The organism is Cupriavidus neocaledonicus (assembly GCF_000372525.1).
GTDB lineage: Bacteria > Pseudomonadota > Gammaproteobacteria > Burkholderiales > Burkholderiaceae > Cupriavidus > Cupriavidus neocaledonicus.
In genome coordinates, this window is sequence record NZ_AQUR01000076.1 from 1 (window position 1) to 13,740 (window position 13,740).

The following is a 13,740-nucleotide window of genomic DNA, read 5'->3' on the forward strand; positions in this document are numbered from 1 at the left end:
TCGGCCAGGTGCGCACCGGCCACGGTGATGGCGCCCGCATCGATGCTTTCCAGTCCGTTGATGCAACGTAGCAGCGTGCTCTTGCCCGAGCCACTCTTGCCGATAATGGCGATGACTTCGCCAGGTTCGACAGAGAGCGAGACGCCCTTCAGCACCTCGTTGCTGCCAAACGACTTGCGAACCTGATCAATGGCGATAAGCGGCATGGAATTTCCTCTCCAGCATCTTGCTGTATTGCGAAAGCGGCCAGCACAGCGCGAAGTACATCAGCGCCACGGCGGCATATACGGTAAAGGGTTGGAATGTGGCGTTCACAATCATCGTGCCCGCCTTGGACAGCTCGGTGAAGCCGATGATCGACGCCAGCGCCGTGCCCTTGATGACCTGGACGCCAAAGCCAACGGTCGGTGCCACGGCAATGCGCAAGGCCTGCGGCAGGATCACGTAACGCATCTGCTGCACGTAGTTCATGGCCAGGCTGCCTGAGGCTTCCCACTGGCCGCGCGGTATGGCTTCCACGCAGCCACGCCAGATTTCGGCCAGGAAGGCCGCTGTCCACAGCGTCAGCGCAAGCCCGGCGGCCAGCCACGCTGGCACCTCGATGCCAAACAGTGCCAGTCCGAAGAATGCGAGGAACAACTGCATCAGGAGCGGCGTACCCTGGAACAGCTCGATATACGCCTGCGCCAGGCGTCTTGCTGCCGGGCGCTTGCCGGTACGTATCAACAGCACGAGGAGGCCAACGACGCCACCACCGACAAACGCAACCAATGACAGCAGCACCGTCCAGCGTGCTGCCAACAGCAGGTTGCGGACGATATCCCACAACGTGAACTCGATCATCCCGCCCTCCGCGCAAAAAGCTGCCGGCCAATGCCGCGCAGCAACTGCCGCAGCACGAGAGCCAGAAGAAGATAGATCGCTGTGCTGACGAGATAGACCTCAAAAGCGCGGAAGTTTCGCCCCTGGATGAAATTGGCCGCATACGTCAGGTCTTGCGCCGCGATCTGCGAACAGACAGCCGATCCGAGCATCACGATCACAATCTGGCTCGACAGCGCGGGCCAGATCCTTTGCAATGCCGGGCGCAGCACGACGTGCCGGAACACCTGGAATGGTGACATGGCCAGGCTCGCGCCGGCTTCGAACTGCCCGCGCGGGGTGGCAGCCAGACCGGCGCGAACGATCTCTGTACCGTAGGCGCCCAGGTTGATCACCATGGCCAGCGATGCCGCCACCATTTCAGGGAGATGCACACCAAGGCTGGGCAGCCCGAAGAAGATGAAGAACAGCTGGATCAGGAACGGCGTGTTCCGGATCAGCTCCACATAGGTGCTGACCACGGGGCGAAGCCAGGCGGGTCCCTGGGTCTTGGCCCAGGCACCCGCCAACGCCACGGCCACGCCAAGCACACCGCCCGTCAGCGTGAGCTGCGCCGTGACCGCGATGCCCTTGAGCAGCACGTCGGTGTAATCCAGCACCGACACGAAATCGAACGCGTAAGCCATGCTTCTGCCTCGGCGGTGCGTATCAGAGCTGCGCCGGCAGCGGACGCAGCAGCCACTTGATCGACAGCGTGTTCAGTGAGCCGTCCTTCTTGGCTTCGGCCAGGATGGCGTTGACCTTGTCCTGCAGCGCCTTCTCACCCTTGTTCATGCCGATGAAGCACGGCGAATTCTTGATCAGGAACTTGGTCTCGGGCGCCTTGGGCGGATGCTTGGCGATCAGCGTCGAGGCCACCACGTTGCCGGTGGCAATCAGTTGCACCTGTCCCGACAGAAAAGCCGAGATCGTGGCGTTGTTGTCTTCATAGCGCTTGATGTTCGCGCTGGCCGGAGCGATCTTGCTCAGTTCCAGGTCTTCCACGGCACCGCGCGTGACGCCAACAGTCTTGCCTGCCAGATCGGCCGCGCTTTTCACGGCAAGATCCGCCGGCCCGAACACGCCATTGAAGAACGGCGCATAGGCCTCGGAGAAATCGAGCACCTTTTCGCGCTCGGGATTCTTGCCCAGGCTCGAAATCACCAGGTCTACCTTGCGCGTCTGCAGATACGGCACCCGGTTGGTGCTGGTCACCGGCACCAACTGCAGCTTTACGCCCATCTTCTTGGCCATCAGCGCGGCCACGTCGATATCGAGACCCTGCGGAGCCATATCGGCGCCCACCGAGCCGAACGGCGGGAAATCCTGTGGCACGGCCACGCGCAGTACGCCGGCCTTGGTGATATCGGCGAGCGTATCNGCCTGCGCCGGCAGCACGGCCGCGCAAAGACCGGCCAGCAATGCACACATCAGGCCGCGGCGGGACAATCTGGATTGGGACAGGGCTTGGAACATCGCGTGTTTCCTCAGGTTGGGGATGGAAATGGGTTGTCCGCGGAATTCTCCGCGGCGGGTGATGCGGAATGCGGAACGCGTGCAGGACCTACCGGTGTCAGCGCCTGGCGCAGGTGTGCGAGCGGGTCGGCGGGGCCAACGGCATCAAGACTCGTATGCACCTCGCTAAGGTGTTCGGCCATCAGGCGCGCGGCCAGCACGCCATCGCCTTGCGCAAGCGCGTTGACGATACCTTCGTGCTGGCCGCACGAACGACCAGCATCGGCAGCGGACTGGTTTCGACTGGCGACCAGTGTCGTGCGCGCGGTCAGGTCGCGCAGCGTATCCACCAGCAGGCCATACCCCAGTGATGCGCACAGGCAAACGTGAAAATCGCCCAGCAGGAAACTGCGCATGCTGGCGTCGTCGCCCTCGAGCGCGGCCTTTTCGCGTGCGATATGGAGCTTGAGCGAATGAATGGCCTGCGCATTCGCCGGCCGATCCGGGCTGACCTCACGTAGCAACCCAGTTTCGATAATGCGGCGGGCGTCGAACGCTGAGCGGATGTCGTCAGTGCCGGGTTCCACAAGGAACCAGCCGCGTCGCGCGCTGACGGTTACCATGCCGCGCGCCGCCAGCCGCGACAATGCCTCACGCACCAGCGTGCGGCTCACGCCGAACAATGTGGCAAGTTCCTGCTCGCCCAGTCGGGAGCCGGGAAGCAGCTTCTGGCCAAGCATGGCCTCGGTGATGCGATTGGCAATGTCAGCGGGGGAGTTTTCGGTCGTTGCGTTCACGGCAACCAGTTGAGCAATTGGTATGCCATGCTTGTATGCAAGATTTGTCGCCAAAAAGTGGCGGGAACGCTAGGCGAGGGTGGCAACTGCGCCGAGCGACTCCCCGAAACGGGGCATGTCGCGCGACGATGGTGCGCGATGATGGGCTCAGCCTAGTCGCACTGAAACCGCTTCACCGCACTCTCGTCCCACTCAATGCCTGAGCCGGGCCTGTTCGGCACCACCAGTTGTCCCTCTACAAGCGCAAAGGGCTCCTTCAGCACGGGATAGGCCCAGTCCTGCCATTCCAGCCAGTGCGCGGTTTCGGTGATGCGCAACAGGTGTGCGCAGAATTCCGGATACAGATGCGTGGAGACAGGGATTCCCGCCGCCGAAGCAATCGGCGCCGACCTCAACCACCCCGACACGCCGCCGATCCGCATCATGTCCAGCATGACGCAGTCACACGCCCCGGCCTGCACTGCCTTCAATAACTCGCGCGGACCATAGAAGTTCTCGCCAAGCTGGATCGGCGTCCTGATCTCGCGGGCCAGTTCCGCATGGCCGCGCGTGTTGTTGTATGCGAGCGGCTCCTCAAACCAGTACAGCCGCTCGTTGTCGAGGGCATGGCAGCGGCGCAGACCGTCATCAAACGACAGCCCCTGGTTGAAATCCACCATTAGCTTGATCTCGTCGCCAGCCGCTTCGCGCACCGCGCGAAGGGCATCGAGGTCGTCTTGCAGCTTTTCGCGGCCCAGCCGCAACTTCAGCGCGCTGAAGGCTCCCTCTGCAACGAGCGAACCAGCTTCTTCGGCAAGTCCATCCACGTGGCTCAGCCACAGCCCATTACTGTTGTACGCCTGCACGCTGCCCACTGTTCCGCCAAGCAATTCGGCAAGAGGCAGGCCCGCGGCCTTGCCGAGCGCATCCCACGCCGCCATGTCGAGCCCTGCGATGGCGATCATCGTGATGCCTTCGTAGCCCAGGAGATGCGTTGAACCTCTGGCGTTCTGGAAGTCGTCCAGCGGTGCGAGCCTGCTACCGGCCCGTGAGGCTGCAAGATCCCGGATCGCGGGCACGATGTACCTCGGCGCCTGGATCAGATATGGTTCAAGATAACTTCGACCGACAATGCCTTCCCGAGTGTGAAGGTCGATCCGGATCAGCGGCCACTGGTCGAATGCGCCGACCTTCGAAATGATGGGTCGCCTTAACGGGATGAGAACCGCACGGGCCTCAACGCTTTGGTAAGTGAGCGGTTCGAAATCCATGGCGGCACCTCCCTGACGGCCAGGACAACCTGCACGCACCGGACAAAGAACCGCTTACCGGAGCTCCTCGAGTCTGGCCAGCACGTCGAACAGCACCGCAACGCCTTGGGCGCCGAGCGCATGCTCCACGCGTCGTTGCGCCTGTGTCCAAAGCGGAGCCGCCTGCTCCAGCAGCCGGCACGCCCGCGGCGACAGCAATACGGTGTGCTCGCGCAGGTCGTTACCCTCTGACAAGCGGACCAAGCCTTTGCGCTGAAGCACGCCGACGTTACGCCCGAGCGTGGAGCGGTCTAGCGCCATTTCGCGAGCCAGCTCGGTCAGGCTGGGCGACCCCATTCGCGCGATGGTCCGCAGCAGCGAAAACTGCGTGACTTTCAGGCCGATGGGCTTCAGCGAGTCATCGTACACATCGGTAAGGGCGCGCGCTGCACGGCGCAGCCTGGTGCAGGCGCAATGCGTGTGGATCATGTCGATTGCGGGTATATACCCCCAATATAGTTCGCGCCGCGGCAGTTGCAACATGGAAGCGGCGTCTGGAAATCCGGTCTCGCGCCGGCGAAGACATGTCATCGCCGCAAGGACGCTTTGCCCTGCAGGCGCAGCGCCAACAGGAGGAACCCGAGGCAGAAGTCCGCCTGCTCCAGGGTGACCACTGTGTACGTCAAATGACACACATGACACCTTGCCTTGCGGGTCCCGCGGAAGTTGTATAGCATTGCAACTACGATATATCAAGTCTTAGTATGCTATGTCCCAAATCAGTACAGGCGTTGAATACAGCCTCCACTGCCTGCTGTACCTGACACATTCGCAGGCGGCCGTGGAAGAAGCGAGTGTCCGTGATCTGGCTGAGCTTCAGGGCGTTCCACACGACTTCCTGGCCAAGCTGTTCACCAAATTGGCCAAGGCCAAGCTGGTGGTAGCCACGGAGGGCATCAAGGGCGGATTCCGGCTCGCGCGGTCCGCCAAGCACATTACCGTTCATGATGTCGTGGTCGCGATCGATGGCGATAAGCCGCTCTTCGACTGCCTCGAGATCCGCGGGCGCTGTGCTGTCTTCAATGATGACGCGCCGGGCTGGGCGACGCGTGGCGTTTGCTCGGTTCACGCTGTCATGCAGGCTGCAGAAAAGGCCATGCGAGCGGAGCTGAAACGGCATACCCTGGCCGACCTTTCTCAGCGCGTGAATGATAAGACGCCGGCCAGCTATGGCGTGCAGGTTGTCAACTGGCTGTCGGATCGTGCGGCCAATCGACGAGGCGAAAGAACTGCGCCTACGCGCTCGGGTTCACGCAAGAGCGCCTGAGGTCGGTGGCGGGCTGCGCCCCTGGGGCGCCGGGTTCGGGCCTATTGCTCCCGTTGTGCTGGTTCGGCCAGCGGCGGATACGGGACCAGCTTTAGTGCCTGTTCCGATTCGAGCGGAAGAATTGCGGGGGGGCGGATGCGATCCGGTGCACTTTGTGCGAAAGCCGTCATGCAGAGTAGGGCAGCCGCGTAGACTGACACGTGTCTCAGGGCATGATTTTTCTCCTTTCCTTTTGGAGAAGGGTTTCGGCGACGCGCGAGGCGGTGTCGGTCCGTGCGTAGGTACAGAGCAGTCGCTTGCTCAGCCGGCGACAGTACTTGCACTGCACGCCGCGATTGGTTGAATCCGTAATCGCAATCAGTCGCCACCCATACGCTGACGAGACGCCGTTCGCTGCCGAAATCCGCTTGGGTCCACACCATGCTGTTTGTGGAACGCCTGCGAGAAATTGCTGCGACTGGAGAAACCAACGGCGTGCGCCACCTGGGAAATCTGCAGGCTTGTAGTCGCCAGCAATTCCGCGGCCTTGTGCAACCGCACCGCTCGCAGCATGGCCATCGGCGTCTGGCCGAACGCTCGTTCGAAGTGAGAAGCGAACGCTGAACGGCTCATTCCAGCCAGATCGGCCAACCGCTGCACCGACAGTGGCGCTTCGGGTTGTTCGAAGAGCTTCTCCAACGCGAGCAGCAGCCGCGGATCGGCAACGGCCGCCGTCCACGACAGTTCCGCGTCATCGCTTTCCATCTGACGCCGCAGCAGCATGACGAGGCATTGTTTGAGCAATGCCTCGATCAGCACTCTGGAACCCAGGCCGGGCTGTGCGGATTCCGCCAACAGCATGACGAACTGGTCTTTCAGTCCCGCGGGGCCGTCGAACCGCGTCACGATCGGATGCCGCAGCATCCTGAAGGGATCGGCGGTGCGCGTCGCAAAGCGCAACTCCCCACACGCCATCTCAACCCCCACAGCCGCCTCGCCCACCTTCACCGTCGGCGCCGTTTCGCGCGCGGACCATGAGCCAAGCCTAGCCCGATCCACCGACATGGCCGGCGACCCGAACGCGCATTCCAGCCGGTAGGAAACGCCCGGCGGCATCAGGACGAAACTGTGCGGCTGCAAGGCGATGCGGTGGCCGTTGCCGGGGTCTAGGGTTCCGCGGCCGTCCAGGCAGTAGTGAAGGCTGGCCGTCTCGCACGCTTCGAAGCGCACGCTCCACCCATCGCGAATGTCGCATCGTGTGATGTGCGTGACACCAATGTCGAGCGTGGCAAGGAAATGCTCGAGCACGCGATGTGCGGAAGGGGAGGATGCCATCGTTGGACGAATTGAAACCAAACTGAGACCAAGTGGAACCTTGCCATTCCTATCATACGTACTCCAATCCCAACCTTGATGGAGTTTTCCATGTTCGATATGAAGGATCTTGCCCGTTTGAAGAAGCTGGACGAAAACGCTCCTGAAGCAATGCAGAGCTTCCGTGCCTTTGACCGCGCAGCATTTGTGGATGGCGCGCTTTCGGTGCAGCAGAAGCAGATTATTGCGGTGGCTGTGGCGCTGACGACGCAGTGCCCATATTGCATCGCCCTGCATACCAAGGCCGCCCACGATGCCGGCGCCAGCAATGCGCAACTTGCGGAAGCCGCGCTCGTGGCCGCCGCAATCCGGGCGGGCGGTGCCGTAACGCATGCCACGCACCTGTTCCGCGACTGAACGCCATCCAACGCACCTTGCCGCGTGCCGCGAGCCGCGAAGTCAGTAGGGCGATTGTCCATTCCTGTAAGGACGCGCCTGATACGCCCCGGGTGCAAGCATTGTCTTCGATTCGCCGGTTCCGGCACAGCAGGAGCCGGTCGCGCCGGAACGCGCGCATGCGCATCGTCGCGATGACAGGAAAGGAGGTCTGCGCCACCCGGGCGTGCTCCTCCACCACAGCACATATCCGTTGAGGAGTAACTATGCAACCCATCACACCCGTCGCCACAACGCGGATCAGCGAAGCCATCCCCAATCACGAGGCGTTGCTGCGCTGGTCTCTGGTTGTCGTCTTTCTCTGGTTCGGCGGCATGAAATTTACCGGCTACGAAGCGCACGGTATTGCGCCGTTCATCGAGAATAGCCCCTTCATGGCTTGGCTTATCGATGCGTTGGGTGTACGTGGCGCCAGCGCTGTCATTGGCGTGCTGGAACTGTCCACCGCGGTAACACTGACCGTCGGCGCATTCCATCACCGGGTGTCGGTACTTGGTGCAGCCATGTCATGCGCAACATACGCCATCACGCTGACGTTCTTTGTCACCACGCCCGGCGTTGCAGAGCCGACTGCAGGCGGGTTCCCGGCGATCTCTGCGCCGATCGGCCAGTTCCTGCTGAAGGACCTCGTACTGTTGGCTGCGTCGGCTTCCCTGCTGCGCACGTCGCTGGCACGTTGCCAGGCATCGCGTTCCTGACTTTTCGGGAGCTTGTGGTGCCGGCTTTGCCGGCATGTGGTGAACGAGGGCGATCCGATGGATCGCCCTCGTTGCATCTGACGGATGCGATGCACGGGCCGCTATTCGCCAGGGGATTCGCCGAACAGTTCCTGGGTAACCGATCGCAGCCAGCGATTGCCCGGGTCGTCATGCTGACAGCGGTGCCAATGCTGCCTGAGATCAAAGGCGGGAATCGGGAACGGCGGCTCAAGGACCTGTACATCGGCGATGCGCGCGAACAACTCGCCCACGGGCAGCGGCACCGTGACGACCAGATCGGTCGATGCGACCACGAGCGGAATACTGAGGAAATGCGGAGAACGCAGCATCTCGCACCGCGCGATCCCGTGCTGGCGCAGATACGCCTCGACCAGTTCCTGGCTGCGGCTTTCGCTCTGAATCACCGCATGAGGCAGTTCACGGAACTGTTCCACGGTGATGCGGCCGCGTGCGACCGGATGATTCTTGCGCGCCAGGCACACGAAGCCGTGCCGGAACAGGCGCTGCTGGAATACATCCGAGCCGCCGAGGTCCGGATAGTAGCCAATGGCCAGATCGATCCGCACCTGGTGCGCCGGCGAGATGCTGCTGCTGTCAGGGCGCATGCTGACCGGACGCGATGCCGCGCACAAGCGGATCGACGACATGCTTGCGCGTGGCGAGCCCTTGCCGGTGGACTTCCGCAATCGCATGATCTATTACGTCGGGCCCGTCGATCCTGTGCGTGACGAGGTCGTAGGCCCTTGTGGCCCGACCACATCCACACGAATGGACAAGTTTGCCGGGCGCATGCTGGCTTTCACCGGCTTGCTCGGCATGATCGGCAAGGCCGAACGCGGGCCGGCTGCGATCAGCGCCATCGTGAAGAACGGCTGCGTCTACCTGGCGGCTACCGGTGGGGCCGCCTATCTGATCTCCAAGGCGGTCCGGTCATCCCGCGTCCTGGCGTTTGGCGACCTCGGCATGGAAGCCATCTACGAGTTCGATGTGGAGAATCTGCCCGTGGTTGTCGCCGTGGATGCCGGCGGCAACAGTGTCCACGAAACCGGTCCGCGCACCTGGCGCATCGCGGCGGCATGATGCTGAGCGGCGACACCACACTACGCATCTGCAGCGGCGGATAGTCTTGGCCTGGCCGCTCAGCAGCTGGCGTCGAAGGTGTCCCAGTGGCGTCTCGAAATCGGCGTCGGCGAGGCAGGGCCAGTGAGCTGGCCTTGTCCCGCGACGGATGGCCCGGTCATGCGTCGCTCTGGTTCTCGACTTGCGGCGCACGGCGGAAGCTGATGGCGAGGCGGTTGAATGCATTCATCAGGCTGATCGCCATGGTCAGGTCAGCGAGTTCTTTTTCACTGAAGGCGGCAGATGCCGCTCGAAAAGCGTCATCCGGGACATGTGTCTCGGAAACGCGGGTCACGGTCTCGGCCCACGCCAGTGCGGCCTTCTCGCGGTCGCTGAAGAGGGCGCCCGCTTCGTGCCAGACCTGCACGAGCGCGAGCTTGCCGACCGACACGCCCCTCTTCACCAGGTCTCGCGTGTGCATGTCAAGGCAGTAGGCGCAGCCGTTGATCTGGCTGACACGCAGGTAGACCAGTTCCACCAGGACATCATCGAGTCCGGACTGCATGATGTAGCCGTAGACACTGCCGAATGCCTTCACGCCCCCCGGGGCAGCCTTGGTGTAGTCCAGTCTCATTTCGCGTTCCTTTCATAAGTGGTCAGGTCCTTTTCGCCGCTGTCCACGATAAACACGGCCAGCAGCTTGGCGGGCTGTGACTTGCTCGCGTTGCGGCTGACGGAATGGTGCGAGCCCGGCTCTTCATGGAAGCTCTCGCCCGCCTTGTAGACCCGTTCCGGTCCGTCATCGACCTTGCTGGCGATACTGCCCGAGACGACATAGGCATAGATGAATGCCGACTTGGCGTGGTAGTGAGGCAAGGACGAGGCGCCGGGCGCGTAATCCACTTCCAGCGCGATAAGCGACTTACCGGGGAGGTTGGGGATGGCCCGGGAGAAGTTCTCCATGACCATGTCATCGGTTCCATGTGCGGCTGCGGCGACGGGAAATGCCATCACGGTGGCGGCGAGAAAGGGCAAAAGAAGGTGTAGGGCTTTCATGTCTGTTTCCTTGCAAAGCGCGTGAAGCGGGTAGAGCGTGGATGCCGGTCTGCGGTTTCCAGTAGGGAACGCGTTTTCGTCACGAGAGGCACAGCCTCAGGCGAGCCGTGGCAGCGATTTGTTGGGTGGCCCCGAAGCCTTGCTGGCTTCAACCCCCGCGCCGGTTTCGCCGGCGCGGCTTGGCGTGGCGGAGACGCCGCTCAGGTCCTCGCCGGCGATCAGCGTATCGCGGAGGCCGCGGCTGTGACCCGGTTGCGCCGATACGCTTTTCAGGTCGTGCCCGGCAGTCATGGGGCGGCTGGCCGCCCAGGCCAGGTCGGAAGCGAATGCCCATGCCGTCACGCCGGTGGACAGGATCGCGGTGGCGCAAAGTGCGCTGATCCATTGGATCGGTTTCATAGTGAACTCCGGTTGCTTTAACTACGATCATTGTAGTCGTAGTAAAGATAGTCGATCATCCATCGAAGTGCAAGCGAGCACATGGACTGCGCCGAAACAAGCATCGGGAAAAGATCTTGCAGCTCTGCCTCCCGTCAAGTGCCAGTCATGAACAGTCCACGGTTTGCTCCAAGGTCTCCACCGATACCTACGACTTGATAAGTCGCCGTTCACGCCTATACCAGCAGGAATGCGCGCGCGTAGATGCCGGGCGCCACGTGGCCTTGCACGAAGACAAGGTCGCCACCGTGATCCGCTGTGGGCGCGCGCCAGAAATGGTTGAAGCCGACGTCATAGAGTGTGGCCGCGGAGGCAAACGAGGCGATATGCCCGCCGACATTCGAAGTCTTGGCGGCCCGCACCACCATCGCCATGGCATTCCACCGGGTATAGGCGCGAATGCGTCGCTCGATCTCGCGGTCGCCTGGCATGCGTGGTTGCTGGTCGACGGTAATGGTGTTGACGTAAGGCGTGCCGCAAGAGTGCGGCTGCAATTGCCCGCGCAGCCGCGCATGGGCGATCTGCCGCTCGATGAGATAGTGCGCACGTGCCGGCCCGACGTTGCCGAGGACGCCCTCCAGGGCTTCCAGCCATTCGGCTGTCTCCTGCGGGTCGTCGTCCCGCGGATCCATTGTCAATGCGATTTCGTCGGGTTGCGTGGCGGTCACGGCAAGTCTCCGTTAAGGAATTCGGTGAAAACCAGTGTCGACTCGATGCCAGGCAACTCGACAACTATCGGCGTGAAGTCGGCGGGGAAGGACTGTCCTCCTACCCCCACCCGTGGCTGATGCCCGATTTCTGGCAGTTTCCCACCGTTTCGATGGGCCTCGGCCCCTTGATGGCGATCTACCAGACCCGTTTCATGAAGTACCTGCAGGCGCGCGACATCGCGAAGACCGATGACCGGAAGGTATGGGTCTTCCTTGGCGACGGCGAAATGGACGAGCCCGAGTCCCTGGCGCGATCGGCATGGCGGCCAGGGAGCGCCTGGGCAACCTTGTGTTCGTCGTCAACACCAATCTTCAGCGCCTGGACGGACCGGTGCGCGGCAACGGAAAGATCGTGCAGGAACTGGAAAGCATCTTCCTGGGCGCCGGCTGGCGGGTGATCAAGGTGCTATGGGGTGGCCGCTGGGACGACCTGTTCGCACGCGACAAGAGTGGGGCGCTGGCACGGCGTATGATGGAGGTCGTCGACGGCGAATACCAGACCTACCGATCGAAATCCGGGGCATACCTGCGCGAGCATTTCTTCAATACGCCTGAGTTGAAGGCGCTGGTGGCCGACTACACCGACGACGACCTCTGGAGCCTGGACCGCGGCGGCCACGATCCGGTGAAGGTCTTTACCGCGTTCGCTGAGGCCGCGAGCGGCAGCGACGTGCCGACCGTGATCCTGGGCAAGACCATCAAGGGCTATGGCATGGGCGACCAGGACCAGGCCTCCAACGTCAACCACCAGCAGAAGAAGGTGCAGCGGGAGGCCCTGCTGGCCTTGCGCGACAAGTATGCATTTCCCGTTGCGGATGCGGAAATCGAAGACGTCCCGTATATCAGCTTGCCCGAGGGATCGAAAGAGCTCACCTACATGCGCGGACGCCGCGAGGCGCTGGGCGGCTACCTGCCCGCGCGACGCCAGAAAGCCGCATCGCTGCCGGCGCCCGCCTTGTCGGCATTCGACGCGCTGCTCAGGGCCACGCCCGAAGGGCGCGGCATGTCTACCACGATGGCCTTCGTCCGCATCCTGGGCACGCTGCTGAGGGACAAGGAACTGGGCCGGCGCATCGTGCCGATCGTACCGGACGAGTCCCACACGTTTGGCATGGAAGGCCTGTTCCGGCAGATCGGCATCTGGAACCAGGACGGCCAGCGCTACACCCCGCAGGATGCCGAGACGCTGACATCCTACAAGGAGTTGACGACCGGCCAATTCCTGCAGGAGGGTATCAATGAAGCGGGAGGCATGGCCGACTGGATCGCTGCCGCGACATCGTACTCCACGCATGGCGAGCCCATGGTGCCGTTCTATATCTTCTACTCCATGTTCGGCTTCCAGCGCGTGGGCGATCTTGCCTGGGCGGCGGCCGATATGCGGGCGCGCGGTTTTCTGCTGGGCGGAATCTCCGGACGGACCACGATCAACGGCGAAGGCCTGCAGCACGAGGATGGCCATTCGCTGCTGTGGGCCTCGTCAGTGCCGAACTGCATCAGCTATGACCCGTCGTTTGCGTACGAGTTGGCTGTGATCGTGCAGGACGGCCTGCGCCGCATGGTGCAGGAGCAGGAAGACGTCTACTACTACGTCACCGTCATGAACGAGACCTATGCGCAGCCGGCCATGCCGACCGGCCCGACCGTCGCGCAGGATATCCTCAAGGGCATGTACGCCTTCAGCAAGGCAGAATCTGCCGAATCCTGTCCGCGCGTGCAACTGATGGGCGCTGGCACCATCTTCAATGAGGTCATCGCCGCAGCTGCATTGCTGCAGCAGGACTGGGACGTCGCTGCGGATGTGTGGGGCGTGCCAGGCCTGACGGAACTCGCACGCGACGGCCGTGCGGCCGAACGGCACAACCTGCTGCACCCCGAGGCGCCGCCGCGCGTTCCGCACGTGACCCGGCTGCTGCGGGATGCGCCGGGTGCATGCCTGAACGAATGGACGATCGGGCACGCCGCCGGCTCGATAGCCGGCCGGCGGCCGCGCAATACTGCCGCCGTCAGAGCTGCGAGGCAAGCAGCGAAACCATCCGGTCGCGCGGTTCTTGGTCGAGGGACGGCCGACTCGCTGCACGGATCGAACCTTATCGGGTGCGATCGCTTCAAGTTCTCGAAGATCCGGCTTTTGCTGCAAATCCGGCCTTCTTTTGCCCGCAGCAGCACTGGGCGATTTGAAGCCTGCTCCTGAAGCCGACTTCGGGAGGCCTGCTCCTATCTCGGTCACAGCACCACGAACTCACGTTCGTGTTCGCGACACACTGCGCTTCGCTACGTTGGCTGTGATCAACTTACGAAGGGACTTGCATACGCAAGAGTGCGCCTATGCTGGGCGCA

Annotated in this window: 16 protein-coding genes and 3 pseudogenes; 5 read left to right on the plus strand and 14 right to left on the minus strand. The window is 62.6% G+C overall.

The genetic code is table 11. From position 1 onward, the window contains the following. The 7 genes from A3AG_RS31370 to A3AG_RS0105055 form a co-directional block, all read right to left on the minus strand. A partial coding sequence (locus A3AG_RS31370) for an ATP-binding cassette domain-containing protein (protein ID WP_035847906.1) occupies window positions 1–206 on the minus strand: 206 nt, incomplete at its 3' end. Then, window positions 187–843: an amino acid ABC transporter permease gene (locus A3AG_RS0105030; RefSeq protein ID WP_018004200.1), complete on the minus strand. Its 657-nt coding sequence runs from the start codon at window positions 841–843 to the stop codon at window positions 187–189. The genes A3AG_RS0105030 and A3AG_RS31370, both read right to left, overlap by 20 nt. After that, window positions 840–1,508, minus strand: coding sequence for an amino acid ABC transporter permease (locus A3AG_RS0105035; protein ID WP_018004372.1), 669 nt, complete (start codon window positions 1,506–1,508; stop codon window positions 840–842). Before A3AG_RS0105035 ends, A3AG_RS0105030 begins: the two co-directional genes overlap by 4 nt. Window positions 1,509–1,530: 22 nt before the next feature. Further along, the gene (locus A3AG_RS0105040; RefSeq protein WP_420866466.1) at window positions 1,531–2,337 is read right to left on the minus strand and encodes a transporter substrate-binding domain-containing protein; all 807 of its coding nucleotides are present in this window, start codon (window positions 2,335–2,337) and stop codon (window positions 1,531–1,533) included. A gap of 11 nt (window positions 2,338–2,348) precedes the next feature. After that, entirely contained in the window at window positions 2,349–3,113 is a 765-nt protein-coding gene (locus A3AG_RS0105045) for a GntR family transcriptional regulator (protein ID WP_018004374.1), read from the minus strand. Between the two features lie 152 nt (window positions 3,114–3,265). Then, window positions 3,266–4,363 (minus strand): enolase C-terminal domain-like protein, encoded by a 1,098-nt coding sequence (locus tag A3AG_RS0105050; RefSeq protein ID WP_018004375.1) that lies wholly within the window; start codon window positions 4,361–4,363, stop codon window positions 3,266–3,268. A 54-nt stretch (window positions 4,364–4,417) separates the two neighbouring features. Beyond that, window positions 4,418–4,831 carry a MarR family winged helix-turn-helix transcriptional regulator gene (locus tag A3AG_RS0105055; RefSeq protein WP_018004376.1) on the minus strand — a complete coding sequence of 138 codons (414 nt, stop codon included), beginning with the start codon at window positions 4,829–4,831 and terminating at the stop codon, window positions 4,418–4,420. A 280-nt stretch (window positions 4,832–5,111) separates the two neighbouring features. Between A3AG_RS0105055 and A3AG_RS0105065 the strand changes: the two genes are divergently transcribed. Next, complete coding sequence (locus tag A3AG_RS0105065; protein WP_018004378.1) at window positions 5,112–5,669, plus strand: RrF2 family transcriptional regulator; 558 nt, start codon at window positions 5,112–5,114, stop codon at window positions 5,667–5,669. A 41-nt stretch (window positions 5,670–5,710) separates the two neighbouring features. Here A3AG_RS0105065 and A3AG_RS34700 read toward each other — a convergent pair whose 3' ends face one another. Next, window positions 5,711–6,091: a DUF6130 family protein gene (locus A3AG_RS34700; protein ID WP_276307881.1), complete on the minus strand. Its 381-nt coding sequence runs from the start codon at window positions 6,089–6,091 to the stop codon at window positions 5,711–5,713. Beyond that, window positions 6,027–6,956, minus strand: a complete 930-nt coding sequence (locus A3AG_RS0105070; protein WP_018004379.1) for a helix-turn-helix domain-containing protein — start codon at window positions 6,954–6,956, stop codon at window positions 6,027–6,029. The genes A3AG_RS34700 and A3AG_RS0105070 overlap by 65 nt, the downstream gene beginning before the upstream one ends. Window positions 6,957–7,073: 117 nt before the next feature. Between A3AG_RS0105070 and A3AG_RS0105075 the strand changes: the two genes are divergently transcribed. Both A3AG_RS0105075 and A3AG_RS0105080 read left to right on the plus strand, forming a co-directional pair. Continuing rightward, the gene (locus A3AG_RS0105075) at window positions 7,074–7,379 is read left to right on the plus strand and encodes a carboxymuconolactone decarboxylase family protein (protein WP_018004380.1); all 306 of its coding nucleotides are present in this window, start codon (window positions 7,074–7,076) and stop codon (window positions 7,377–7,379) included. Between the two features lie 245 nt (window positions 7,380–7,624). Next, window positions 7,625–8,116 carry a YkgB family protein gene (locus tag A3AG_RS0105080; protein ID WP_018004381.1) on the plus strand — a complete coding sequence of 164 codons (492 nt, stop codon included), beginning with the start codon at window positions 7,625–7,627 and terminating at the stop codon, window positions 8,114–8,116. Between the two features lie 101 nt (window positions 8,117–8,217). Here the strand turns inward: A3AG_RS0105080 and A3AG_RS31375 are convergent, their stop codons facing one another. Continuing rightward, complete coding sequence (locus A3AG_RS31375) at window positions 8,218–8,703, minus strand: LysR substrate-binding domain-containing protein (protein WP_240619793.1); 486 nt, start codon at window positions 8,701–8,703, stop codon at window positions 8,218–8,220. 10 nt (window positions 8,704–8,713) lie between these two features. On the opposite strand from A3AG_RS31375, the pseudogene A3AG_RS0105090 reads away from it, so the two are divergent. After that, window positions 8,714–9,217, plus strand: a pseudogene (locus A3AG_RS0105090) (fumarate hydratase C-terminal domain-containing protein); the annotation flags it as partial. Between the two features lie 157 nt (window positions 9,218–9,374). On the opposite strand, the gene A3AG_RS0105095 reads toward A3AG_RS0105090, so the two are convergent. From A3AG_RS0105095 to aceE (A3AG_RS0105110), 4 genes and pseudogenes are all read right to left on the minus strand, one after another. Next, window positions 9,375–9,830 carry a carboxymuconolactone decarboxylase family protein gene (locus A3AG_RS0105095; protein WP_018004384.1) on the minus strand — a complete coding sequence of 152 codons (456 nt, stop codon included), beginning with the start codon at window positions 9,828–9,830 and terminating at the stop codon, window positions 9,375–9,377. Beyond that, entirely contained in the window at window positions 9,827–10,252 is a 426-nt protein-coding gene (locus tag A3AG_RS0105100; protein WP_026163956.1) for a cupin domain-containing protein, read from the minus strand. The genes A3AG_RS0105095 and A3AG_RS0105100 overlap by 4 nt, the downstream gene beginning before the upstream one ends. Window positions 10,253–10,348: 96 nt before the next feature. Beyond that, on the minus strand, window positions 10,349–10,651 hold the full coding sequence (locus A3AG_RS0105105; protein ID WP_018004386.1) for a hypothetical protein: 303 nt from the start codon (window positions 10,649–10,651) through the stop codon (window positions 10,349–10,351). A gap of 221 nt (window positions 10,652–10,872) precedes the next feature. Further along, window positions 10,873–11,322: pseudogene (gene aceE / locus A3AG_RS0105110) on the minus strand (pyruvate dehydrogenase (acetyl-transferring), homodimeric type); the annotation flags it as partial. Window positions 11,323–11,396: 74 nt separating this feature from the next. Between aceE (A3AG_RS0105110) and aceE (A3AG_RS31380) the strand changes: the two are divergent. Beyond that, window positions 11,397–13,330, plus strand: a pseudogene (gene aceE / locus A3AG_RS31380) (pyruvate dehydrogenase (acetyl-transferring), homodimeric type); the annotation flags it as partial. Window positions 13,331–13,740: the final 410 nt, after the last annotated feature.